The sequence below is a fragment of the Nitrosospira multiformis genome, assembly GCF_900111585.1.
GTDB lineage: Bacteria > Pseudomonadota > Gammaproteobacteria > Burkholderiales > Nitrosomonadaceae > Nitrosospira > Nitrosospira multiformis_B.
This window is the reverse complement of record NZ_FOHI01000001.1, coordinates 398877-420965: the sequence shown is the minus strand read 5'-3', so window position 1 is coordinate 420965 and position 22089 is coordinate 398877. Positions and strand designations below refer to the sequence as shown.

At 53.5% G+C, this 22089-nt stretch carries 21 protein-coding genes; 17 read left to right on the top strand and 4 right to left on the bottom strand.

Annotated elements, in window-relative coordinates; genetic code table 11:
- Window positions 1-271: 271 nt before the first annotated feature.
- From BMW46_RS02025 to BMW46_RS01985, 9 genes are all read left to right on the top strand, one after another.
- Window positions 272-886, top strand: a complete 615-nt coding sequence (locus BMW46_RS02025) for a TetR/AcrR family transcriptional regulator (protein ID WP_074704046.1) — start codon at window positions 272-274, stop codon at window positions 884-886.
- A gap of 61 nt (window positions 887-947) precedes the next feature.
- Entirely contained in the window at window positions 948-1226 is a 279-nt protein-coding gene (locus BMW46_RS02020; RefSeq protein ID WP_074704045.1) for a DUF4242 domain-containing protein, read from the top strand.
- Between the two features lie 66 nt (window positions 1227-1292).
- Entirely contained in the window at window positions 1293-3038 is a 1746-nt protein-coding gene (locus tag BMW46_RS02015; RefSeq protein WP_074704043.1) for a tetratricopeptide repeat protein, read from the top strand.
- Between the two features lie 25 nt (window positions 3039-3063).
- A complete protein-coding gene (locus tag BMW46_RS15905) occupies window positions 3064-3549 on the top strand; it encodes a DUF6632 domain-containing protein (RefSeq protein WP_371113486.1) in 486 nt (161 codons plus the stop codon).
- 129 nt (window positions 3550-3678) lie between these two features.
- On the top strand, window positions 3679-5289 hold the full coding sequence (locus BMW46_RS02005) for a sigma 54-interacting transcriptional regulator (RefSeq protein ID WP_074704040.1): 1611 nt from the start codon (window positions 3679-3681) through the stop codon (window positions 5287-5289).
- Window positions 5290-5601: 312 nt separating this feature from the next.
- The gene (locus BMW46_RS02000) at window positions 5602-6252 is read left to right on the top strand and encodes a beta-class carbonic anhydrase (RefSeq protein ID WP_256376918.1); all 651 of its coding nucleotides are present in this window, start codon (window positions 5602-5604) and stop codon (window positions 6250-6252) included.
- 18 nt (window positions 6253-6270) lie between these two features.
- Window positions 6271-6588, top strand: a complete 318-nt coding sequence (locus BMW46_RS01995) for an FmdB family zinc ribbon protein (protein WP_371113485.1) — start codon at window positions 6271-6273, stop codon at window positions 6586-6588.
- Window positions 6589-6652: 64 nt separating this feature from the next.
- The gene (locus BMW46_RS01990) at window positions 6653-7930 is read left to right on the top strand and encodes an NAD(P)/FAD-dependent oxidoreductase (RefSeq protein WP_218141739.1); all 1278 of its coding nucleotides are present in this window, start codon (window positions 6653-6655) and stop codon (window positions 7928-7930) included.
- Window positions 7931-7932: 2 nt separating this feature from the next.
- Entirely contained in the window at window positions 7933-8745 is an 813-nt protein-coding gene (locus BMW46_RS01985; RefSeq protein WP_074704036.1) for a sulfite exporter TauE/SafE family protein, read from the top strand.
- A gap of 143 nt (window positions 8746-8888) precedes the next feature.
- On the opposite strand, the gene BMW46_RS01980 is transcribed toward BMW46_RS01985, so the two are convergent.
- The 3 genes from BMW46_RS01980 to BMW46_RS01970 all read right to left on the bottom strand — a co-directional run bounded on the left by BMW46_RS01980 (window position 8889) and on the right by BMW46_RS01970 (window position 14026).
- On the bottom strand, window positions 8889-11978 hold the full coding sequence (locus BMW46_RS01980) for an efflux RND transporter permease subunit (RefSeq protein WP_074704034.1): 3090 nt from the start codon (window positions 11976-11978) through the stop codon (window positions 8889-8891).
- Between the two features lie 62 nt (window positions 11979-12040).
- Window positions 12041-13216 carry an efflux RND transporter periplasmic adaptor subunit gene (locus tag BMW46_RS01975; protein ID WP_256376917.1) on the bottom strand — a complete coding sequence of 392 codons (1176 nt, stop codon included), beginning with the start codon at window positions 13214-13216 and terminating at the stop codon, window positions 12041-12043.
- Window positions 13217-13339: 123 nt separating this feature from the next.
- Complete coding sequence (locus BMW46_RS01970; RefSeq protein ID WP_074704033.1) at window positions 13340-14026, bottom strand: ABC transporter ATP-binding protein; 687 nt, start codon at window positions 14024-14026, stop codon at window positions 13340-13342.
- Between BMW46_RS01970 and BMW46_RS01965 the strand changes: the two genes are divergently transcribed.
- From BMW46_RS01965 to BMW46_RS01955, 3 genes are all read left to right on the top strand, one after another.
- Window positions 14025-14717 carry an arylesterase gene (locus tag BMW46_RS01965; protein ID WP_074704031.1) on the top strand — a complete coding sequence of 231 codons (693 nt, stop codon included), beginning with the start codon at window positions 14025-14027 and terminating at the stop codon, window positions 14715-14717. The genes BMW46_RS01970 and BMW46_RS01965 overlap by 2 nt on opposite strands.
- Before the next feature lie 150 nt (window positions 14718-14867).
- Window positions 14868-15368 carry a universal stress protein gene (locus BMW46_RS01960; RefSeq protein ID WP_081355623.1) on the top strand — a complete coding sequence of 167 codons (501 nt, stop codon included), beginning with the start codon at window positions 14868-14870 and terminating at the stop codon, window positions 15366-15368.
- A gap of 170 nt (window positions 15369-15538) precedes the next feature.
- Window positions 15539-15871, top strand: a complete 333-nt coding sequence (locus BMW46_RS01955; protein ID WP_074704029.1) for a hypothetical protein — start codon at window positions 15539-15541, stop codon at window positions 15869-15871.
- 284 nt (window positions 15872-16155) lie between these two features.
- Here BMW46_RS01955 and BMW46_RS01950 read toward each other — a convergent pair whose 3' ends face one another.
- Complete coding sequence (locus BMW46_RS01950) at window positions 16156-16956, bottom strand: outer membrane protein assembly factor BamD (RefSeq protein WP_074704028.1); 801 nt, start codon at window positions 16954-16956, stop codon at window positions 16156-16158.
- 97 nt (window positions 16957-17053) lie between these two features.
- Between BMW46_RS01950 and rluD the strand changes: the two genes are divergently transcribed.
- The 5 genes from rluD to BMW46_RS01925 all read left to right on the top strand — a co-directional run bounded on the left by rluD (window position 17054) and on the right by BMW46_RS01925 (window position 21800).
- Window positions 17054-18010: a 23S rRNA pseudouridine(1911/1915/1917) synthase RluD gene (gene rluD, locus BMW46_RS01945; RefSeq protein ID WP_074704540.1), complete on the top strand. Its 957-nt coding sequence runs from the start codon at window positions 17054-17056 to the stop codon at window positions 18008-18010.
- Entirely contained in the window at window positions 18007-18741 is a 735-nt protein-coding gene (gene pgeF, locus BMW46_RS01940) for a peptidoglycan editing factor PgeF (RefSeq protein ID WP_074704026.1), read from the top strand. The genes rluD and pgeF overlap by 4 nt, the downstream gene beginning before the upstream one ends.
- 147 nt (window positions 18742-18888) lie before the next feature.
- The gene (locus BMW46_RS01935; protein ID WP_074704537.1) at window positions 18889-19686 is read left to right on the top strand and encodes a ZIP family metal transporter; all 798 of its coding nucleotides are present in this window, start codon (window positions 18889-18891) and stop codon (window positions 19684-19686) included.
- 153 nt (window positions 19687-19839) lie between these two features.
- Window positions 19840-21210, top strand: a complete 1371-nt coding sequence (rimO, locus tag BMW46_RS01930; RefSeq protein ID WP_074704024.1) for a 30S ribosomal protein S12 methylthiotransferase RimO — start codon at window positions 19840-19842, stop codon at window positions 21208-21210.
- A 101-nt stretch (window positions 21211-21311) separates the two neighbouring features.
- The gene (locus BMW46_RS01925) at window positions 21312-21800 is read left to right on the top strand and encodes a phosphate ABC transporter permease family protein (RefSeq protein ID WP_074704022.1); all 489 of its coding nucleotides are present in this window, start codon (window positions 21312-21314) and stop codon (window positions 21798-21800) included.
- Window positions 21801-22089: the final 289 nt, after the last annotated feature.

The window sequence follows — 22089 nt, the reverse complement described above, 5'->3', positions numbered from 1 at the left end:
ACAGACCGATCAGTCTATTTTATTCTACGCCCTCAATAAAAACATCACAAGAGGAATGGGTATGATTTTCTAAAGATAAGATTTGACTACTCCCCAGAGGGGAAAAGACCTCAAATCGAAGAAAAAGCTGAGAAAACGCGTCAGGAAAATTTTATTTAGGGAAGATCAGAAGCTTATGGGCACTCCATGGGGAACCTTTACAGGAAGTTTGTCGCATGAGCATAGCCAAGAACAGTTGACGAAACAAGACAACCGGTCGTATTATTAATACATGACGCGATCTGCAAAAAAGGAAGCGAGCAGGGACAATCTGTTGAATCAGGGTGTAAGCATGCTCATGCGCCAGGGCTACCACGGTACTGGACTCCAGGAAATTCTGGATGCGGTAAATATTCCCAAAGGCTCTTTTTATAATTACTTCGATAGCAAGGAGGATTTTGGCGCCAAGGTTATCCAACATTACGTCGACCCTTTTATCATCCAGCTGACCACTCATTTACAACGCTCCGAAACCAACGCACTGGGTGCAATACAATGTTATTTTGATGAGCTTGTCGCGGAGCTGGAGAAAAACGATTTCAAGGGTGGGTGCCTCCTTGGGAATTTAATGGGTGAGATTGGTGATACCAGTCCTCTTTGTCAGCAATCCCTCCAGGCGGCTGTTACCCGGTATCGGGATTTACTGCAATCTGGCTTGGTCAAGGCTCAGCAACAAGGCACGGTCAGGGCAGATAAATCAGCGGGGGAGATGGCCGATTTATTAATAAATGCCTGGCAGGGGGCCTTGCTGAGAGCGAAGATCGAAAAATCGCCCGGACCCGTCAAGCAATGCTGTCAGGATCTGCTGGGAGATTTTTTTAGGCCTCTTACATCTACATCTCGCTAATTTTTTTCTCTTTTATTAAGACGACCAGTCATATATTTATTAATCGAAACAAGAGGTATAAATGCCCAAATTCATCATTGAACGTGAAATCCCCAAGGCGGGCGCGTTTACCGCTCAGGATTTGCAAGCCATTTCAGAGAAATCATGCAACGTACTAGCCAGTATGAGATCTCCGATCCAGTGGGTGGAGAGCTACGTGACCGATAACAAGGTTTACTGCATCTATATTGCACCCGATGAGATGGCCATACGAGCCCACGCCGAACAAGGCGATTTTCCTGCAAATCGTGTTTCCCGCATCCTGTCTGTAATTGATCCCACCACGGCAGAGAGTTGCTAGAACGCGGAATTCGAGCAATAGAGTAAGAAACCCGCCAACTGTAAAAATACTTTTAAGGAGATGTACATGGAATCCCGTGCTTTTAATTCCCTTATGATGGGACTGGTATTGGCTGGGACAAGCGTCTTTTGCCCGTCCTCAGAAGCGCGTGACTCGGCTGTGGGCGAGCAAAGCCAAATCCCTGCAGCGCAAGGCTCGAACCACAAGCATTATGAAGCTTCACCTGGGGCGAACCAGCCAGGACCGGATGGGCAGCTGGCACCCAGGTTGCAGAACCTCGGCAATCATGCATTCCCGGTCAGCACACGAAATGAAAGAGCACAGCTCTTTATCAATCAGGGCATCAATCTGGCCTACGGCTTCAACCATGCCGAAGCGCGCCGCGCATTTCGCGAAGCCGCACGACTCGATCCCGCACTGGCGATGGCATACTGGGGTCAGGCGCTGGTACTGGGTCCCAACATCAACGCACCCATGGATCCCAAGGATGAATCCGATGCCTTGAAGCTGGTGCAAAAGGCGAGATCACTGATGGGGTCGGCCTCGGAAAGGGAGCAGGCGCTGATCAGCGCGCTGGAGAAACGTTATTCGGGCGGTTCCGGAGATCGCGCGGCAAATGACAAGGCTTATGCTGAGGCAATGCGGACGGTACATCGGCGCTTTTCCACTGATCCTGATATCGCAATGCTCTATGTGGAATCAGTGATGGACCTTCGTCCCTGGGGATACTGGATGCGGGACGGGCACCCCCATGAGGGAACGGCTGAAATCGCGGCGCTGACCGAGGAGGTATTGCGCCGCCATCCCTCACATCCCGCCGCATTGCACATGCAAATTCATCTGCTGGAGCCCACGACCACGCCTGAGCGCGCGGAGAAGGCCGCGGACGTCCTGCTTCCGCTGATGCCCGCAGCAGGGCACATGATACATATGTCATCGCATATTTATCAGCGGGTGGGACGTTATGGGGATGCGATAAAAAGCAACCGGTTGGCAATAGCGGCCGACGAGGACTACATCGCTCAATGCCAGGCACAGGGACTGTACCCGATGGCCTACTACCCGCATAACATCCACTTTCTTTCGTTTTCTGCCACGGCAAGCGGTCAAAGCAGAATCGCAATCGAAGCCGCCCGCAAGACCGCCAGCAGGATAGACGATGCCACGCTGAAGGAAATGCCCCTGACTGCTGTGTTCCGCATGACATCCTACTGGGCTCTCGCGAGGTTCGGACACTGGCAGGATATACTCGATGAGCCCTCCCCTCCCGTCACGAACGCATTCCTCAAGGGGAGCTGGCATTATGTCCGGGGCCTTGCATTTATCGCAACCGGACGTCTCTCCCAAGCCGAGCAGGAACTGGGTACTTTGCGCGAGATCATGAAAGACCCCAGCCTGGACGGTGCACTCTTCTCCAAGAATACGCCGCGCACCGTGCTCAGGATTGCTCCCGAAGTGCTGGCTGGTGAGATTGACGCCGCCCGCGGCAAATTCGATTCGGCCATAGCGCATCTTGAACGCGCGATCCGCTACGAGGATGCGCTGGTTTATACGGAACCCGCTGAGTGGCACTATCCACCGCGGCTCGCGCTGGGCGCGATCCTACTTGAAGCCGGATATCCGGATGAAGCAGAGACGGTCTACTGGAACGACCTGCAACGGAATCGCGACAGTGGTTGGGCCCTTTTCGGGTTGCAGCAGGCCCTGCGTGCTCAGAAAAAGGAAGCCGAGGCCGATGTTATTGAGGCACGCCTCAAAAGGGCCTGGGAGCATGCTGACGTAAAGCTGACGGCCTCGCGCATGGGCCGATAGCGAAAACCCTGATAACCCTAGTCCGATGATACGAAGAGAATTTAGTTCTAGCTCCCGAGTCATAGTGAATTCAAACTGGTTGCTTTCTCCAACTTCGGAGGACGAGGCCTCGAAACTTACCGAGGCGCGTCGCTCGCGTTTCATCCTTCATGAGGAGCTCGTCATGTCCTTCGATACTCGGCTCAAGTATTTGCGCATCGCACTCAACCTCTTCGGTTTTTTCTTTCTGATTGTTCTCGCCCCCTTGATGCTTGGGCTGTGGCCCTCGGGCTGGACCTGGGGCGTGGATCAAGGGCACTCGCATTACGCCCTCATGATCATCGCTATGTATGCAGTCCTGAGAGGATTTCTTCTTCTGGCCGCCAGAAGGTTGAACCCGGGTAGCAGGGGACGCATACCTGTATCGGGGTTGTCCAGAATCCGACAATTCGCTCTTTCACAGCAGTGCGTGAAAAGGACTCTTCAGCACCGAGCGGAGGGGCAAATACATCATCTACAGCCTGTCCAATGAGAAAGCGATACGGATCGTGCACGTTAATGGCCTCCGTTAATGGCCTCTACTGCAGCAGAAACAGTAATGCAGGAGGGACAGCATGACCTCCAATCACTTTCAGGATGACCTCATCTATAGGAGTTACCCATGGCCAGTCAGCCTTTTTCACAGCTTAATCCAATTAATTTTCTGCAAACGTTTGTAACGAAGAGCCTCGAATTAAGCGAACTGTGCGAACCTGATAAAAATGACAAACCGATAAACAGAATTGAGCAACTGGGATTGAATGCGGGCAGCTGTTTCGAGGCGGCTTACCGTGAGGAACGAGGCCTTGTCGGGCCGCTGGACAATGCTCGGTACCGCGATCTGATTGTTGAAATAAAGAACAAAATAGGAGGCGCCTTTTCCCCTGCTTCCAGTGAGCCGGGGGTGGTGCGCGTTGTCAATACTCGCTGTCCCTTCGGCGAGGCAGTCAGACATGCTCCGGAGTTGTGCCAGATGACTTCGAGCGTGTTCGGCGGAATCGCGGCGCATAATTTCGGTTACGCAAAAGTCATCCTTGAGAAGCGCATCGCCGTCGGGGACGGAATGTGCGAAGTCTGCATCCATACTGATCCGAATCAGGCACAACAATATCAAGGCGGCGACGAATATCGCAAGGAGGGGGAAGTCATCCTCGGCAAGTCTGCTTCCGCAGAAATCAGTACTCGCGTGGAAAAACAACTGAACAAGGCCTGGTTTGGCTCCAGATCAAGTAAACCTGACGCTACTGACAGGCCGCGCATCGTGGCCCAATCATTGGCCATGCGTCAAACACTGGAAACCGTGGAAATTGTCGCCCCGACGACAGCGAATGTATTAATTAGCGGTGAAACAGGCGTGGGTAAGGAGGTTATCGCGCGTGCTATCCATGCGATGAGCGAACGCTGGAACAATAAATTTCTTGCAGTAAATTGCGGCGCTATCCCGGAAAACCTGGTTGAAAGTGTTTTGTTCGGGCACGAGCGCGGAGCCTTTACAGGGGCCTACGAAGTGCATCAGGGTTTTTTCGAGCGCGCGGACAAGGGCACGCTGTTTCTGGATGAAATTGATTCACTCCCGTTTCCAGCCCAGGCGCGGTTGCTAAGAGTGCTTCAGGAAAATGAATTTGAGCGTGTAGGAGGCAAGCAGAGTTTATCCGTCGATGTCAGGATCGTTGCCGCTGCGGGCAGTCAGCTCGACAAGCTGATGGCCCAAGGGGTTTTCCGCCGCGATCTTTACTATCGCCTCAATGTCGTGCCGATCCACATTCCCCCACTGCGTGAACGGCCTGAAGACATCCCACCTTTGGCCACCTCGATCTTAGCAAGACTCTCTGAAAAATACCGCAAGAACCCTCATAAATTGAGCAGGCGCGCCTTGGCACAACTTATGAGCTACGAGTGGCCAGGTAATGTCAGAGAGATGGAAAATGTTCTGGAACGCTCTTTTTTATTTGCTTCCGGGCAGGTGCTGGAGCAGGTGGCGTTGCCCAAAAAGCCTGCGCAACCCCAGCCTGTCCCGCAACAGGCTTTGATTCAACAGGCATCTTGTACGCTAAAAGAAGCCAGGAAGAGGGCGGCAGATGAAGTGGAAGAAGCAATGTTAAAGGAGCTGCTTGTCAGTTTTCGAGGAAATATAAAAAAGGTCGCCCAATCACTCCATATAACGCCGCGCGCGGTTCATCAGAAATTAACACAGCATCAAATTGATCCAAACGCGTTTCGGCTTTCCCGTTAGGCACCCAGTCATCCACTACTTCTGGCATGACTTGAGATCTTGCGAAGAACAACGAAAGTGATTTCCCTTGCATGAAGTGTTGCTTCCTATGAGAAAGATTCCTTCTCTTTATACATCCGCTTGATCCCACGAAGTATTTTTAAAGAAATACCAATCTGGTGAGAAGTATCAGTACGCGTGAATGCTGCGATATTGTTTCCAACCTGCTGTTTTATCGTCAATTTATTTATGGCACAGAATTTGCTTTATTTCAAACGCGGAGCGTTACTTTGACAAGTCGCGCAGTTCGTAAAATCCACCAAGGAGAAATTGATGACGCTTAAAGAGAAACTCGATACGCATGTTGCGGCATACGAACACTGGGCAACACGTCGACGCTATGGACCTCGCGGGGCGAACAACCTCAATTTGTGGGTCCTTGCTTGTATGGACGAACGTTTGCCCGTGGATGAAGCATTGGGCATTCATGTGGACACACCGGCAGGACATGGCGATGCGCACTGTTTCCGAAATGCGGGCGGGATTGTGACCGACGATGCGATACGTTCAGCCATGCTGACGTGTAATTTCTTCGGCACTAAAGAAATCGTCATTGTTCAACATACACAGTGCGGCATGCTCTCGGCAAATGCGCAGGAGTTGGAGAAGCATTTCCGCGACAAGGGCATTGACCCTGACAATATTACTTTGGATCCCACTTTATCCGAATTGAAGCTGGAAAAAGGCGCATTCGCCAAGTGGATCGGCATGATGGATGATGTGGACGTAACCTGCATGAAGACAGTCGAAGCTTTCAGAAACCATCCGCTCATACCCAAAGATACGGTAATCAGCGGCTGGATCTGGGAAGTCGAGACGCGTCGGTTGCGGGCACCGACACTTGATGCTGAAAAACGCGCAAGAACTGACGTTACCTCAACTCCGTTCGGTGTCAAAGATAAACAACCAGCACGGTGGGAATAATTCCTTAGGGCCGAATTAATGGCAGTTTGTGTTAGTGGGGCTACTGCCCCCGCTAACCAGGAAATCGAGTACGAGACGAAAGGATACAAGATGCCGACTTATGATTACGAATGCATGCCGTGCAACTTGCGGTTAGAGGCCCGGCATTCTGTTAATACGCGGGCTCCAGACTGCCCACAGTGCGAGGGCACGCTCACAAGGCTGATTCTGTCTGCGCCTGCAACCCATGGCCATATGGCACAAGGGCGTGAACAGGCAATGCGTTCACTCCAGCCGAAACCGGAGCGGAGCAAGCATCAGCACGGACCGGGATGCGGATGCGGATGCGGTCATTAGGCCAAATCCTAGAACTCCTGGAACTCGATACAGCCGATAAAAGCGGATTATGGAGGATGCAAAGATGAGCGAAAGCTCACAAACAGGCATGAGGCTCGACGTCCCTGTACGCAAACCGGACAACTTCTTCGACGTCCTTGTGATTGGAGGGGGCTCTGCCGGCATCGGTGTTACCGCAAGCCTTTTGCATAGACGACCTTCGCTCAGGATCGGAATTGTTGAGCCCAGCGACAAGCACTACTATCAGCCGGCGTGGACGTTGGTCGGAGGAGGAGCTTACGACGTCAAAAAAACGGTTCAAGCCATGTCCAAGGTCATTCCAAAGGAGGCGCATTGGCTTCAGGCTGGTGTTACCGGTTTCGACCCTGCATTCAATCTTGTCCAGCTCGCCGATGGCCGTTCTATCAGCTATGAGCAGCTCATCGTGTGTCCGGGACTTCGCCTGGCCTGGGAGCAAATCGAGGGACTGGAAGAAACCTTGGGAAAGAATGGAGTTACATCAAACTATCGATTCGACCTGGCTCCCTATACCTGGTCATTGGTTCAAAATCTCAAGCGCGGCAAGGCGCTTTTCACTCAGCCCCCCATGCCGATCAAATGCGCAGGCGCTCCCCAAAAAGCGATGTATCTGTCCTGCGACCATTGGCTGCGCAACGGAAACCTGGATGATATTGAAGTCGAATTCAACGTTGCAGGAGCCGTGCTGTTCGGGGTGGCGGCTTTCGTGCCGCCGCTGATGCAGTATGTAGAACGTTACAACATAAACCTCGTGTTCAACTCGAACCTGATAAAGGTCGATGGCATCAACAGGACAGCATATTTTGATATCAAGGATGAGAAAGGCAACGTAGAGCGTGTGGCAAAACCTTTTGACATGCTTCATGTCACGCCACCTCAAATGGCTCCCGATTTTATTCGCCACAGCCCACTGGCAGATTCCGCGGGATGGTGCGAAGTCAACCAGGAAACGCTTCAGCATCCTCGCTATCCGAATATATTCTCCCTGGGAGACGTGTGCTCCTCGCCCAATGCAAAGACGGCTGCAGCGGTAAGAAAGCAGATAGTTGTGGTAGCAGAGAATCTGCTCGCTGCAAAAGAAGGAAGGGAATTGCCTACCCGCTACGACGGATATGGTTCCTGCCCACTTATTGTGGAAAAGGGCAAAGTGATCCTTGCCGAGTTTGGATTTGGAGGAAAGCTTTTGCCAACTTTCCCCCTTGATCCCACCATTCCCCACTTTTTGGCATGGGTTCTTAAAGCGAGATTCCTGCCATGGTTTTACTGGAATGGCTTCCTGAAAGGACGTGAGTGGCTTGCGCGATCCAGGCCCCAGCCCGATTAATCATGCAAACGCTACTGCCGGAAAGCGCGCTGCTAGGCTCTGTCGTAGGCATCGTTCTCGCACTTACGGGAGCAGGAGGCGCCATTATTGCAGTTCCTCTGCTGATCTTTGGCCTGCATCTTGCAATTGCAGATGCCGCCCCGATTGCATTGTTTGCTGTCAGCGTTTCAGCAGCCTTGGGAGCGTTGCTTGCCTTAAAGCAGGGAAAGGTAAGATACCGGGCAGCCAGCCTTCTCGCCCTTGCAGGTTTGGCGGCATCGCCCTTGGGCGTATTCCTTGCGCAGAGAATACCTAACGCCCCCTTGACTCTGCTATTTGCGATAGTGCTGGGGTATGCTGCATTTCATACATTTCGCCAGAGTATGAGAAATCCTGCGGACACTGCGAGGAATTCTTCGCCCCCGTGTCAGCTCGACTTGGGTGGTCGTCTAATATGGACTGGGCTGTGCGCTCGGCTGATCGTGATTGCAGGTGTTTTGGCCGGATTTCTATCGGGGCTGTTAGGCGTGGGTGGAGGTTTTATTATCGTTCCTGCCCTTCAAAAGGTCACTGACCTTCATATGCAGTCCATCATGCCCACTTCGCTCGCGGTGATTGCATTGATTTCCCTGGTTGGGGTCCTATCTGCCATGGCAATGAGAGGAATGGACTGGGCCATTGCGCTACCGTTTGCATTTGGCGCTGGGATGGGAATGCTGCTGGTCAGTACCTTTGCCAATCGTTTTACGGGTCCTCGACTACAGCAGGGTTTTGCCGTTCTTGCAGGATGCGTGTCGATCGGCATGATTATCAGTCAAGTCCAAAACCTGCTGTAATTTCCGTTTAGGCTCGTCAAAGCGGCAGGCGTCCCTTTCGGACCTTAAGAAGAATAATATACACGGCCATCCCCTCCCGCTCTCACCCGGTTCCATCTATTTCGAGGTGTGATCTGCCCCATAGATCAGGAGATGAATACGATCTACGCCCGCTGTCCCGCCAGATCCCCCGTCTCGAGCTTCAATGGTCCTTTGCCGGAATATCGGTCCAGGTATAGATAGATCACCGGTGTGATGAACAAGGTGATCACCTGAGAAAACAGTAGTCCACCTACCACGGCGAGACCCAGTGGCTGGCGCAATTCCGCGCCTGCTCCCAATCCCAGGGCGATAGGAAGCGCGCCCATCAGGGCCGCCAGAGTGGTCATCATGATTGGCCGGAATCGCAGCAGGCAAGCGGTCCTGATCGCTTCCTGAGGTGTCATCCCTTCGTTGCGCTGGGCATCGAGCGCGAAATCGATCATCATGATGGCGTTCTTTTTGACTATGCCGATCAGCATAAGGATGCCGATCATGGCGATGATCGAGAGTTCCATATTGAACAGCCATAGCATTCCCAAAGCTCCAACCGCAGCCGATGGCAATCCTGAAAGGATCGTGACGGGATGGATATAGCTTTCATACAGCACACCAAGCAAAACATAGATGACCAGCAACGCGCCGATGATGAGTATCACCTGGCTTGCCTGTGAAGACTGGAATGCCGCCGCATCGCCCGCATAGCTCGTGAGAATGCTGGCGGGCACATTCAGTTCGCGCTTGAACTTCTCTATTCGGACAGAGGCTTCCCCCAGCGCGGCTCCCGGCGCGAGATTGAACGAGATGGTCAACGACTCGAGCTGGCCGGAGTGGTTGATCGCAAGGGGCCCCACCTGGCGTTCAACCGATGCAACGCTGGAGAGTGGCACCAGCATGCCATTCTTGCCACGCAGGTAGATTTTATCGAACGCACTCTCGTCGGCACGGTCCTCCGAGGCTACCTGCAGGATAACCGGATAACTGTCGCTGGAGGTATAGATCGTCGACACCTGGCGCTCACCAAACGCACTGTACAGCAGAGAACGGATATCGGACATCTGCACGCCCAGCAGATTGACTTTGTCACGATTGATATTGAGTTGGGCCTGCAGGCCCTTCAACTGGGAATCGCTGGTGACATCGCGGAATATCGGATCGGCACGCATGCGCGCCATCAGACCCTCTGCCGCACCGCGCAACTCCTCCGCGCGCACACTGCGCATGACGTACTGATAACGGCTCTTGCTGGTGCGCCCTCCCAGCCTGAGATTCTGAATGGGATTGATGAAAACGTTGACGCCGGGAATAGTGCTGACCTCGCGCCGCAAATCTTCCATTACCTTGTTGAGAGGGGGACGTTCGCTCCGCGGCTTCAAAGTCATGAACAACCGGGCGCTATTGCTTTCGGTCGCATTGACGATGAGTGTGTCAACAGCCGGATTGGCGCGCATGATTTCCCCCGTTCGCTGCAATAATTCCGTCATGGCTGGAAAGGAAATGTCTTCAACCGCATCGACCGTGATCAGCGCCTGTCCGATATCCTCCGTGGGGAAAAAACCTTTGGGCAAGACCACGAACAAGCCTGCCGTGGCAATGAAGGTGCCCATGGCAATGCCGAGCACGGTACGGCGATGAAGCAACGCGAGATCAAGGAAGCGTTCATAGACCCCCAGGGTACGGATGAATCCCCGCTCGAACCAGGCGGTCCACTTCAGGCTTCTGCCCTCGGGCTCGTGCTGAACGATATACCGGCTTGTCATCACGGGCACCAGCGTGAGCGAGACAAGCGCCGACATCATGATGGCGATGCCCACTACTCCTGCAAACTCATGAAAAAGCAGGCCGATTACTCCGGGCATGAAAAAAATCGGGATGAAGACGGCCACCAGCGAGAGGGAAATCGACATGATGGTAAAACTCACCTCTTTCGATCCCACCAAAGCCGCCTGCAAGGGCGGCATCCCCTCCTCGATATGACGAACGATATTTTCCAGCATTACAATGGCATCATCCACGACCAGGCCGACCGCGAGCGTGATTGCCAGCAGCGAAATATTGTCCAGGCTGTAATCGAGCAGATACATCATCGCTACGGTTCCAAGCAGCGAGATCGGCAGCGACAGCGCCGGAATCAGCGTGGCGGACGCCTTGCGCAGGAACAGGAAAATCACAAGCAGAACGAGTACGATCGTTACCGCCAGCGTCACCTGCACATCATGAATCGAGTCGCGAATCGAAACCGAGCGGTCGCTGGTCAGCTTGAGTTGCACCGATGAAGGCATTTGCGCGACTAGCGCCGGCAGGGCGGCTTTTATGGCATCCACGGTCGCTACCGTATTCGCACCCGGCTGGCGCTGCACCGACAAGGTTATTGCCCGCTCGCCATTGGCCCAGCTTGCCGTCTTGACCGACTGAACGCTGTCTTCAACTTCCGCTACTTCCGAGAGGCGCACGGGGTTCCCTGCGTCAGAAGTCGCCACGATCAGATCCGCGAAGGCTGCCGCGTTTCCGAGTTGGCGGTTGGCCTGAATGGTAAGAGTCTGCCGCGGACCCTCGAGAGTGCCGATCGGCGTGTTGGCGTTGGCAGTCCCCAGCGCAGTGGCGATATCGTCCAGCGTCAAATTGCGGACAGCAAGCGCTTCCGCATTGACATGGATACGTACGGCGTATTTTTTCTGGCCGTTGATCTGGACCTGCGCAACGCCCGACAGCGTTGACAAGGTGGGAGCAATCAGGTCTTCGGCAAGACTGTTCAGTTCCGACAGCGACATCGAAGGCGATGTCAGCGTAAGGAAGAGGATGGGCGAATCCGCAGGATTGATCTTGCGATATGAGGGTGGCGACGTCATCTCGATCGGGAGAGCACGCTCGGCTCGCAGCAAGGCCGCCTGTACGTCAATTGCCGCGCTGTCGATATCCCGTCTCTGGTCGAATTCCAGAGTAATCGCGGTATTGCTAAGCGTGCTGGTGGAACTGATTACCGAAAGACCGGAGATCGCCGAGAATTGCCGCTCTAGGGGCGTGGCCACAGAGGAAGCCATTGTCTCGGGACTGGCGCCCGGCAATACCGCTGCCACCGAAATGGTGGGCGAGTCATAACTGGGAAGGGCAGCAATAGGCAAATTACCGTAAGCCATAATGCCGGCGAGAATGGCCGAGGCTGACAACAGCACCGTCATGATGGGACGGCGAATGCACAGTTCCGAGAGATTCATCGCGCTGACTTCATGCGGGTTGCAGATGTGCCCTGCCAAAACAATTTTCTCATCCGGAGTTTCTACCCGGGCCCGGCACCGGTCTTGATGGAACTCGCCTCCGTTACGGCGCTGCCGGGACGGAGATTCTGCGCCCCCTCCGCGACTACATGCATCCCGGAAGTAATAGCCTTTCCCTCTACTACCGCAAACCCTTCCTGTACCAGGCGCACCTCGACCGAAAAAGGCTTTACCTTTCCGGTTTCGTCCAGTACATACAGGAATTTTCCTTCCGGTCCATTCTGCACGGCCTGCACCGGCACCGTCAGAGCATGGATCAAAGTTTGCGGGGCGAGCGAGACCATGACAAACATGCCTGGCCACAGGTGCCTGTCCGCATTGGGAAACTCTGCCTTGAGACGAATTGTACCGCTTGCCGTATCGACGGCATTATCGATAAATATCAGACGGCCGGTTCTTGTCTGTTTTTGCGGCCCATTCAGCTCGACGGTTACCGGCACCTCGCCTTTCGCAAAAGCCTGCTGCAAAGGTATGAACTCACGTTCCGGCAAAGTGAAGCTGACGTTGATCGGATCGATCTGGGTAATGCTCACCAAAGCATCATTGGGCTGCACCAGGCTGCCCTGATATACTGAAATGGCGCCCGAACGACCAGAGATCGGGGCAGTGATTTCGCTGAAACCACGGGCAATTCGATTCGCCTGAGCTGTAGCCTCATCGACTGTAAGCTGGGCGCGCAGCGCATCCACCTGATTCTCCGCCACATCCAGGGCTGCCTGCGAAATAAAACCCTGCCGGAACAGTTCCCGCTGGCGTTCAAGATTACGTTCCGCATTTCTCAGATCGGCGCGTGACTTCGCCAGTTGCCCCTCTGTTCTGCGCACATTGGCATCCTCGGTGCGCGCGTCGAGCGTGAAAAGCGGCTCACCCTTTCGAACGAATTGACCTTCCCTGATATGCACGGCGCTGATCATTGCGCTCAGCTGGGGTCGCACGGCCACCGTCTGCTGCGCAGACACAGTACCGTTGGCAGCGAGTTGTACCGGTACGTTCTGTTGGTTGATGACCGCTGTTATTACCGGTGTAGGTTCCGAAGTCTTCTTCTTCGCATCGGTCGCTCCACTCGGGTTACGCCACACCCAGGCCCCTGCTATCAGGGCAGCGAGTATAAGACCAAGGATTGTGACTCTCAGGCGCCGGACAGGTGTAACCCTTTTTATTTCAGAAATAGCTTCCATCAGTGAGACTTAGCCGAATGCGATCGAATTATGATCCGGAAAGGGAGAGGAGCATACCAAGAAGTACAGCGGGAAGCACCGTCTTATCAATTGCGCGCAGCGTGAAGATACTTCTCGGCTTCTTCAATCTACGATTATTCCTCCGGCAAGCCGTATTCTCTCTGCACAACGGCTAGAGATGGCTTCATCGTGTGTTACCAGAATGAGCGTTGTCCCGCGCTCGCGGTTCAGTTCAAACATGAGCTCTATGATTTGGGCGCCCGTCGCGGAATCAAGGTTGCCTGTCGGTTCATCCGCCAATACCAGTCGAGGCTGGGTGACAAAGGCGCGCGCGATGGCGACGCGTTGCTGCTCCCCTCCTGAGAGTTGGCGCGGATAATGCTTTAGACGCTGTCCAAGCCCCACTCGTTCAAGCAATTCACGCGATGCGCTGCCTGCATCCGATATATTTGCAAGCTCCAGGGGCAACATCACGTTTTCGATCGCAGTGAGTGCCGGCAACAGTTGAAATGACTGGAAGACAAATCCCAGCATGCGTCCGCGAAGTGCCGCACGCGCATCCTCGTCCAACAGAAAAATATCCTCGCCATCAAGGTGAACCTTACCGCTTGAAGGAGTATCTAATCCTGCTAACAACCCCAGCAATGTCGACTTTCCTGAACCCGACGCTCCTACTACGGCGACGGAATCGCCAGCATTAACGCTTAAATTGATGTTCTCCAGAATGGTGAGTTGTTCGTCGCCGGTATTCACTTGCTTGGTCAATCCAATCGCCTGCACGATGGGCCGTACTACAACATTATCTGTCATGAAAAATTTCCTGGTTATTCTCTATCTGGTATCGGCATTCTTTATCCCCACTTTGGGCGCAACCGTCGGGCCAGCGTCTGCACCCACCTCCGGGACCACGACCGTTATGGTATTCGGCGACAGCTTATCTGCCGGTTATGGCTTGCCTCCGGATGCAAGCTGGGTCAATCTGCTCAAGAACCGGCTGCAAACACAATCTCAGACATATCTGATCAATAACAGCATCAGTGGCGAAACCGCATGGGGAGGACGCAACCGGATCGAGAAAGCGCTCAAGACCCATCGTCCTGACATCGTCATTGTCGAGTTGGGAGGTAATGACGGGCTGAGAGGGGCGTCCATTGGATCCATCCGGGACAATCTCGAAGCCATCATTGAAGCCTGCAAGCGGAACAATGCCACTGTACTGTTGGCCGGAATGCAATTGCCGCCAAATTATGGCATAACATATACTCAAAAGTTTCAGGATATTTACCCTCAACTCGCCAAACGCCACGACATCAAACTCGTGCCGTTCCTCCTGGATGGCTTTGGTAACAAACGCGAGTTTTTTCAGGCAGATGGGATACATCCCACTGCTCGGGCCCAGGAGAAAATCGTGGAAAATGTCTGGAAAGTGTTGAAAACGATGCTCGAGGCTCCCCAGAAATCTTCACCACCGCTTGCTTATGACTCTCCGGGTGCGCGGTGAAGCCACAGGCTGGAATCAACTTGCCTCCGGAGTTTGTCACTGTTCAGAAATTGAGGTAATGTAACCTTGCGCCTTATCAGGAATAGCTCATCGGAGATGACTCGGAGATCAATATTTGGTAGGTTCGCCCTGCGAATATGAATAAAGAAAATGATCGGTAGCTACAGACATATTCTCCTGGCAGTGGACTTTTCGGAGCACGGAAATCACGTTATCCGAAAAGCAAGGTATCTGGCGGAAACATTTCAGGCAAAGCTTAGCATTATTCATGTGCTGGATAACATTCCCATGCCTGATATGGCTTATGGAACCATTGTCCCCCTCGAGGAATATTCAGCTTACGAGTTGCTGGAAGCGGAAAAAAAGAAGCTGGAACAAGTGGCTGACCGTTTGGGAGTGGACGTCCGCCAGCGCTGGCTGGTATGGGGCGTGCCCGCACAGGAAATAGTTCGCGTAGCAGAGCAGGAACAGGTCGACCTCATTATTGTCGGCTCGCACGGACGCCACGGCCTTGCACTACTGCTGGGATCGACAGCAAACAGCGTTCTCCATCATGCGAAATGCGACGTTATCGCCATTCGCCTGCAGGATGAGGTAACGAGCGAGGAATCGATACTGGAGAGATCAGCGCTCGACCCCCTGGCGTCCTAGTCTAAATAATTTCGAATTGTTCTCTTGCGCTCCGGGTATGAGGTGCTATACCTAAAAAAGCCCTGGAAGCCGCATCCCTGGCTATGATTTTTGAATAGCTAAGAAATCTTTATATATTTATATATAAGAGAGGGAAAATTATATATAAGAGAGGGAAAAGGAGATTTATCATGAAGACTGTAAAAAAGGTATTAGCAGGAATCGGCGCAGCTGTACTGTTCAGTATGGGACCAAGTACAATTGCTCAAGCGCAGTCTGGCCTGATCAGTGTGGACATCAGAAACGTCGCGAACAATATTGCGAAAAACATCAATGTTGATGTCAGCCAGATCCCGGTTACTGTGCAGGCACCTGTTTCTGTAGCTGCCGCCGTATGTAACATTGCCGCAAATGTTCTAGGCACCCAAGCTGCCGGTGGAACTGGAAGCTGTACGGCAAGGAGCACTTCTAGTGCGCTGGATCAGATCGTACTCGAACAAATAAAGGGAACGACGCAGAGGTAAGTTGTCGCACTACATCCGGAAAACGCTGAACAAGCTTCGCAGAGTACGTTGTTATCAAAATCAGGATGATGACTGCGATTCCATCTCCAGCTTGGTTGCCGGCAATCTCCACCTTGATTGCCGGCATTCCGCTGCCAAGCCGCACCATTTGCGTCGTTGCCTTTAGCGCATTCCATCCAGCAAAGTTCCGTCGCGTCTCAGGGAAACTTGTTCAGACGTTCCTAGCCCTCAATTTTGCAACTCAGTTATTCAACCGCCTCAGTGACATTGTGGCATTGCTGACATCACCAGAATTTCCACCAGGGCTCGCCGCTGATCCCCGTCGAGTCGGATAGGAAACGGCTGTTTGGAAAGTTTTTTCTCATGACACGATCGGCATCATCGCGCAAATCCGTCATGCCCAAGGCATCGTAGGCCTTCACCATGATGAACAAGGCTTCTTCCGTCGCCGGTGTTTGCGGATATTCCTTCAAGGCATATTGGGCGCGGTTGGCTGCGGCAACATACCCTCCCCGTTTCATATAGTAGCGGGCCACCTGTATTTCATTCAGCGCTACGACGTTGACCAGATGCTTCATGCGTTGTACTGCATCCGGCGCGTACTTGCTTTTGGGAAAACGATTCACCAGCTCCTTGAAATTTTCAAATGATTCGTGCGATGCCTTGGGATCGCGCTCGCTCATGTCCTGGTTGAGAATTTTTTCCGTGACGATGCCCATCAACCCCAGGTCATCGTTGAAATTCGCCAGACCCTTCAGGTAATACGCATAATCCACATTGGGATGGTTTGGATGAAGCTTGATGAAACGATCGGCAGCCGCAATCGCCAGCGCCTGCTCGCCATCCTTGTAATGCGCATAGCCTATTTCCAGCTGCGCCTGCTGCGCATAGCGCCCGTAAGGGTAACGCGCTTCCAGCGCTTCGAACAGTTTAATGGCGGCGGCATAATTGCCGTCGTTCAATTCCGACTTTGCCTCGGTATAGTATTTACTCGCAGACCAGGCCTTGGTGTCCTGCGCTTCCTTGGGGAGCAGACTGCATGCCGATAGCAGCAATACGAAAAATAAAGCTACACTACGTAACATGATGAGTTCGGCGCCAGGAAAAAGGAATAACCATTATAGCGCAAAGCCTATAGCGCTCGAACCAGCGCATCCGACGCCCGAGCCGCCCGGGAGGATTGTGGAACTGATCATTCCCGACCATTGCGCCGGCCTCCGGCTGGATCAGGCCCTGGCGCAACTATTGTCCGAATGGTCTCGCAGTCGGCTGCAATCATGGATTCTGGAAAAGAGGGTAAGCGTAGATGGCGCATGCAGCATTCCCCGGCAGAAAGTGTGGGGTGGGGAAAAGATCGAGCTCTATCCCGCACGTGATTCTGCTGAAACTGCGCATGCGCCGGAAGCCATTGCACTGGATATTGTCCATGAAGATAACGCCATCATTATCATCAATAAGCCCGCAGGGCTCGTAGTCCATCCCGGCAGCGGAAACTGGCAGGGCACCCTGCTCAATGCATTGCTGCACCATTCTCCACAATTGAGCGCCATACCGCGCTCCGGTATCGTTCACCGTCTGGACAAGGAAACCAGCGGTCTCCTGGTGGTGGCAAAAACCCTGGAAGCCCAAACCAGCCTGGTGCGCCAGTTGCAAAAGCGCATGGTCAAGCGGGATTATCTGGCGCTGGTCTGGGGCAGCGTTTCCTCCCACGGATGGGTTGACGCACCGATCGGCCGCCATCCGATACAGCGGACCAGAATGGCAGTAGTCGCGAGTGGAAAGGAAGCACGCACACGTTACGAGGTATTGGAGCAATTCACCGATTGCACCTTGCTCCGGTGCAGCCTGGAGACAGGGCGCACGCATCAGATACGCGTGCACATGCAGTCTCTCGGCCATCCCCTGGTGGGAGATCCGTTGTATGGCGGCAAAGCAAAAAAAGGCAGCAGTGCGACGATGCAGTTAGCTACTTTTCCCCGACAAGCGTTGCATGCCCACAGGCTGGAATTGACGCATCCGCAGAACGACCAGAGAAGGGGATGGGAAGCGCCATTGCCGGAAGACATGAGCAATCTGCTGCTGATGCTTCGGAAAGCACGTGATAAAGAATCCCATGCAATTCCAACCATGATCAAATGAACGACTGGATCACTCCGGACTGGCCTGCCCCGCCCAATGTCAAAGCATTGTTCACTACACGCAACGGTGGAGTGAGTCATGGGCCTTATGCCAGCCTTAACCTGGGTGGCCATGTGGGTGACGATACGGGAGCGGTCGAACAAAACCGCGCCCTGCTGCGGCGGTTTTTACCCGCCGAACCTCGGTGGCTGAACCAGGTGCATGGCACGGGCATGATCCATATCGACCGCAATGATTGCACGTCCTCATCCTGCGGCGACGCTGCATTCAGTCAGCGCTCCGGTCACATCTGCGCGATTCTTGTAGCCGACTGTCTGCCCATACTGTTGTGTGATCGCGAAGGAACCACGGTGGGCGCGCTTCACGGCGGGTGGCGCGGATTGGCCGGAGGAATCGTGGAGCAGGCCATATCTGCGATGGGAACAGATCCGACTTCTCTTATGGCCTGGCTCGGTCCGGCAATCGGTCCACGGCATTTCGAAGTCGGGGAGGAAGTACGACGGGCTTTTATCGAGCGCGATGAAGAAGCCACCCTCGCCTTCCGCCCGGATCTCCATAAGGGGAAATGGTATGCCGACCTTTTCCTGCTGGCGCGGCAGCAGTTGAAGAATGCCGGCATTACCGAGGTATATGGCGAAGGGGAATGTACTTTCAGCGATCCCGCAAGGTTTTTTTCTTATCGGCGCGATGGCAGCACAGGACGTATGGCCGCCCTGATCTGGCTGGCATGAGTCCGGACAGTACAGCAACAGCAGCAATAACGGCGATAATATGCCGGTTGGAATGGTCTTGTGGCCGGATCCACTCGCGCCGTCACCGTAACTTGGGCGCAACAGCGTATAATCGCGCCTTTTCCCGCGGGTGTCTCAATAGCATCGATGTCGACCTTTGCCTGGATCATCGTCACCAGCTTGTTCGGGGGTATCCTGAGCGTATTGTTCGCTGCCGTGCTGACGCTCAACACGCGCACCTCCTGGGTTCAGATATTGATCTCGTATGCCATTGGAGCGCTATTGGGGGCCGCTTTCCTCAACGCACTACCGGAAGCGCTCGAACTTTCGAAAAACCCGGGGCAAATGACGGCCACCGTGCTGTTCGGTATCCTGCTATTCTTCATTCTGGAAAAACTGGTATTGTGGCGTCACTGCCATTCGGAAGAATGTGAAGTTCATGATCCCACCCGCAGCGTAATCGCCGCCGGAACACATCAGCATGACCACGGCCGCAGCGGCATGATGATCATGCTGGGCGACACGTTTCACAATTTCGTCGACGGCATACTGATTGCTGCCGCCTTCATGGCCGACATACAGTTGGGTATTGTCACCGCCATTGCCATCATTGCCCATGAAATTCCCCAGGAAGCCAGCGATTTTCTGATACTGCTCAATTCCGGCTATACCCGAAAACAGGCACTGCTTTTCAATCTGTTGTCCAGCGCGGCCACCTTGCTTGGGAGCATGTTGGCCTACTTCATGTTGCAGGATATGAGACACCTGATTCCGTCGCTGCTGGGCCTCGCAGCAGCGGCCATGATTTATGTGGCAATGTCGGATCTCATACCGGGTTTGCACAGGCGCCCGGAAATCGACGCGACCATCAAGCAGGTCGCCCTCATCACCCTCGGCATCAGCTCGATCTGGTTAGCTGGAAACCTGTTTGCTCATCATGCGTGAGCTTCATTTGCTCAAGCCCTTCTCACTCCTCAAAAATCCTGAAGCGCATTCCCAACCTTCCGGGGAATCCTCAGCCAGATATTTTGTCTCTGCAAAAATACATCATTCTTCTCACTCTGACTTTCCCATGGGAAAAGCGATATTACAAATCAAATGGCATCTCTGAAACAGCAGACTCCCCGTATCGGCTTTGTCTCCCTCGGTTGCCCCAAGGCCTTGGTGGACTCCGAGCAGATTCTTACCCAGCTGCGTGCCGAAGGCTATGAAACTTCCTCTACCTATGAGGATGCGGACCTTGTAGTCGTCAATACCTGTGGTTTTATCGATAGCGCGGTGGAAGAGTCACTCGACGCTATCGGCGAGGCGTTGGCGGAAAACGGCAAGGTGATCGTCACTGGTTGCCTTGGAGCAAAAGAAGGCGGGGATGTGGTCAAGCAAGCCCATCCACAAGTACTGGCGGTGACAGGACCTCACGCCCTGCCCGAAGTCATGGCTGCGGTCCACATGCATCTGCCCCAGCCGCACGATCCCTATACCAGTCTCATTCCTCCACAAGGCATAAAGCTGACACCCCGGCATTACGCCTATCTCAAGATCTCCGAAGGCTGCAATCACCGCTGTACCTTCTGCATTATCCCTTCGATGCGCGGAGACCTCGTCAGCCGCCCCATCCATCAGGTCATGGAGGAAGCGGAAAACCTGGTGAATGCAGGGGTCAGGGAATTGCTCGTCATTTCGCAGGATACAAGTGCCTATGGGGTAGACGTCAAATACCGTCCCGGTTTCTGGCAAGGCAGGCCGCTGAAAACGCGGATGACCGAACTGGCGCGCGCGCTGGGTGAATTAGGAGTATGGGTTCGCCTCCATTATGTTTACCCTTACCCGCATGTCGATGAAGTGATTCCGCTCATGGCCGAGGGGAAAATTCTTTCGTATCTCGATGTGCCGTTTCAGCACGCCAGTCCGCGTATCTTGAAGGCGATGAAACGTCCGGCCAACTCCGAAAACAATCTTTCCCGCATTCGGCGATGGCGTGAAGTCTGCCCCGATATCACTCTGCGCAGTACCTTCATTGTCGGCTTTCCCGGAGAAACGGAGGTGGAATTCGAACAACTCCTGGAGTTTCTTGAGGAAGCGCAACTTGATCGTGTTGGCTGCTTTGCCTATTCACCTGTCGAAGGTGCGGCGGCGAACGCGCTCCCCGATCCTGTGCCGGAAGAGGTGAAAGAAGAGCGACGGGCGCGTTTCATGGCAACACAGGAAAAAATCAGTGCTGAACGCCTAGGCCGCAAAATCGGCAAACGCATGATTGTACTGATAGACGACATAAGCAAAAACAAGGCTGTCGCCCGCAGTACTGCCGACGCTCCGGAAATCGATGGCCTGGTTTATATCGACAAAGCAAAAAAATTAAAACCGGGTGAATTTATTGAAGTTGAAATTACCCGCTCCGACGCGCACGATCTGCACGCGCGGCAGGTCAGCGAAACTGGACGTAAGGAATCTCGAGTGGCTATCGGTTGACAAGCTCAGCACTAGAGCGATAATCCCGGTAAAAGCTGATTGCAGGAATCATGACGCAATAACAGGTGAGTGAGTAGAAACCGAACGGACGGGAGATCAAGTTGAAAAAGATTTTGGCTGTTTTTACTGTTCTACTGGCTTTTATTGTCGCTACTGCCACCGCCAGTGAAATCGACAAACGTCAGGTCCTCACGCTGAATGAGCTTCAGCGCGATCATATATTAACGGAAATGCGCGCCTTGCTATCAGGAACTCAACGTATTCTCGAGGCCCTCTCTAAGGAAGACATGCTGGCGGTAGCAGCGCATGCTCGCGCGCTGGGTATGGGTATGGCGCATAAGGGGGAAAATCATCTCCAGTCAGTGCTGCCTATGGAATTCATGCAGCTCGGCATGTCCGTGCATAAGGCGTTCGACGAAATCGCCGCTGATGCCGAGTCCCGGAAAGACCTGCGGCATACCTTGCGGCAATTAAGCGAATCGATGATGAAGTGTTCCACTTGCCATGTCACTTACCAGATTCGCCTCACAGAGCAGTCAAATGTCCCATCAGGTGGTCCAGCGGCAGAACATTTTCACGACCACCATTAGCCTGAGGAAGCGCTGAACAAAACCCTCATAGGCACGACGGACGATTGTTCAGCAGTTCAGCAGTTCCCAAGTTATTTCGCGATATCGCTGCGGTACATCTTGGCGCTCTTTCATAATGAAGGAGGCATCTTCGAGGATGGTAATATCTTCGAGAGGATTACGCAGTTGGCATGATAGATATCGGCGTAGCAGAATTTTTCGAGGACACCAACTTTGCTGGGTTGGTCGTCAGGCTTAAATACGAACGAAGCGCTCAATTTGACCCACTTACATCAACGCAACCAGCATA

What these genes read in the sequence shown, in the direction of transcription:
- BMW46_RS02020 (WP_074704045.1), top strand. Translation starts at nt 948, where the DNA reads ATGCCCAAATTCATCATTGAACGTGAAATCCCCAAGGCGGGCGCGTTT.
- BMW46_RS01970 (WP_074704033.1), bottom strand. Translation starts at nt 14,026, where the DNA reads ATGACAGATAATGTTGTAGTACGGCCCATCGTGCAGGCGATTGGATTG.
- rimO (WP_074704024.1), top strand. Translation starts at nt 19,840, where the DNA reads ATGGCATCTCTGAAACAGCAGACTCCCCGTATCGGCTTTGTCTCCCTC.
- BMW46_RS01985 (WP_074704036.1), top strand. Translation starts at nt 7,933, where the DNA reads ATGCAAACGCTACTGCCGGAAAGCGCGCTGCTAGGCTCTGTCGTAGGC.
- BMW46_RS15905 (WP_371113486.1), top strand. Translation starts at nt 3,064, where the DNA reads ATGATACGAAGAGAATTTAGTTCTAGCTCCCGAGTCATAGTGAATTCA.
- BMW46_RS01975 (WP_256376917.1), bottom strand. Translation starts at nt 13,216, where the DNA reads ATGGAAGCTATTTCTGAAATAAAAAGGGTTACACCTGTCCGGCGCCTG.
- BMW46_RS02000 (WP_256376918.1), top strand. Translation starts at nt 5,602, where the DNA reads ATGACGCTTAAAGAGAAACTCGATACGCATGTTGCGGCATACGAACAC.
- BMW46_RS01960 (WP_081355623.1), top strand. Translation starts at nt 14,868, where the DNA reads ATGATCGGTAGCTACAGACATATTCTCCTGGCAGTGGACTTTTCGGAG.
- BMW46_RS02015 (WP_074704043.1), top strand. Translation starts at nt 1,293, where the DNA reads ATGGAATCCCGTGCTTTTAATTCCCTTATGATGGGACTGGTATTGGCT.
- BMW46_RS01990 (WP_218141739.1), top strand. Translation starts at nt 6,653, where the DNA reads ATGAGCGAAAGCTCACAAACAGGCATGAGGCTCGACGTCCCTGTACGC.
- BMW46_RS01935 (WP_074704537.1), top strand. Translation starts at nt 18,889, where the DNA reads ATGTCGACCTTTGCCTGGATCATCGTCACCAGCTTGTTCGGGGGTATC.
- BMW46_RS01950 (WP_074704028.1), bottom strand. Translation starts at nt 16,956, where the DNA reads ATGTTACGTAGTGTAGCTTTATTTTTCGTATTGCTGCTATCGGCATGC.
- pgeF (WP_074704026.1), top strand. Translation starts at nt 18,007, where the DNA reads ATGAACGACTGGATCACTCCGGACTGGCCTGCCCCGCCCAATGTCAAA.
- BMW46_RS01995 (WP_371113485.1), top strand. Translation starts at nt 6,271, where the DNA reads ATGGCAGTTTGTGTTAGTGGGGCTACTGCCCCCGCTAACCAGGAAATC.
- BMW46_RS01965 (WP_074704031.1), top strand. Translation starts at nt 14,025, where the DNA reads ATGAAAAATTTCCTGGTTATTCTCTATCTGGTATCGGCATTCTTTATC.
- BMW46_RS02025 (WP_074704046.1), top strand. Translation starts at nt 272, where the DNA reads ATGACGCGATCTGCAAAAAAGGAAGCGAGCAGGGACAATCTGTTGAAT.
- BMW46_RS01955 (WP_074704029.1), top strand. Translation starts at nt 15,539, where the DNA reads ATGAAGACTGTAAAAAAGGTATTAGCAGGAATCGGCGCAGCTGTACTG.
- BMW46_RS01980 (WP_074704034.1), bottom strand. Translation starts at nt 11,978, where the DNA reads ATGAATCTCTCGGAACTGTGCATTCGCCGTCCCATCATGACGGTGCTG.
- BMW46_RS02005 (WP_074704040.1), top strand. Translation starts at nt 3,679, where the DNA reads ATGGCCAGTCAGCCTTTTTCACAGCTTAATCCAATTAATTTTCTGCAA.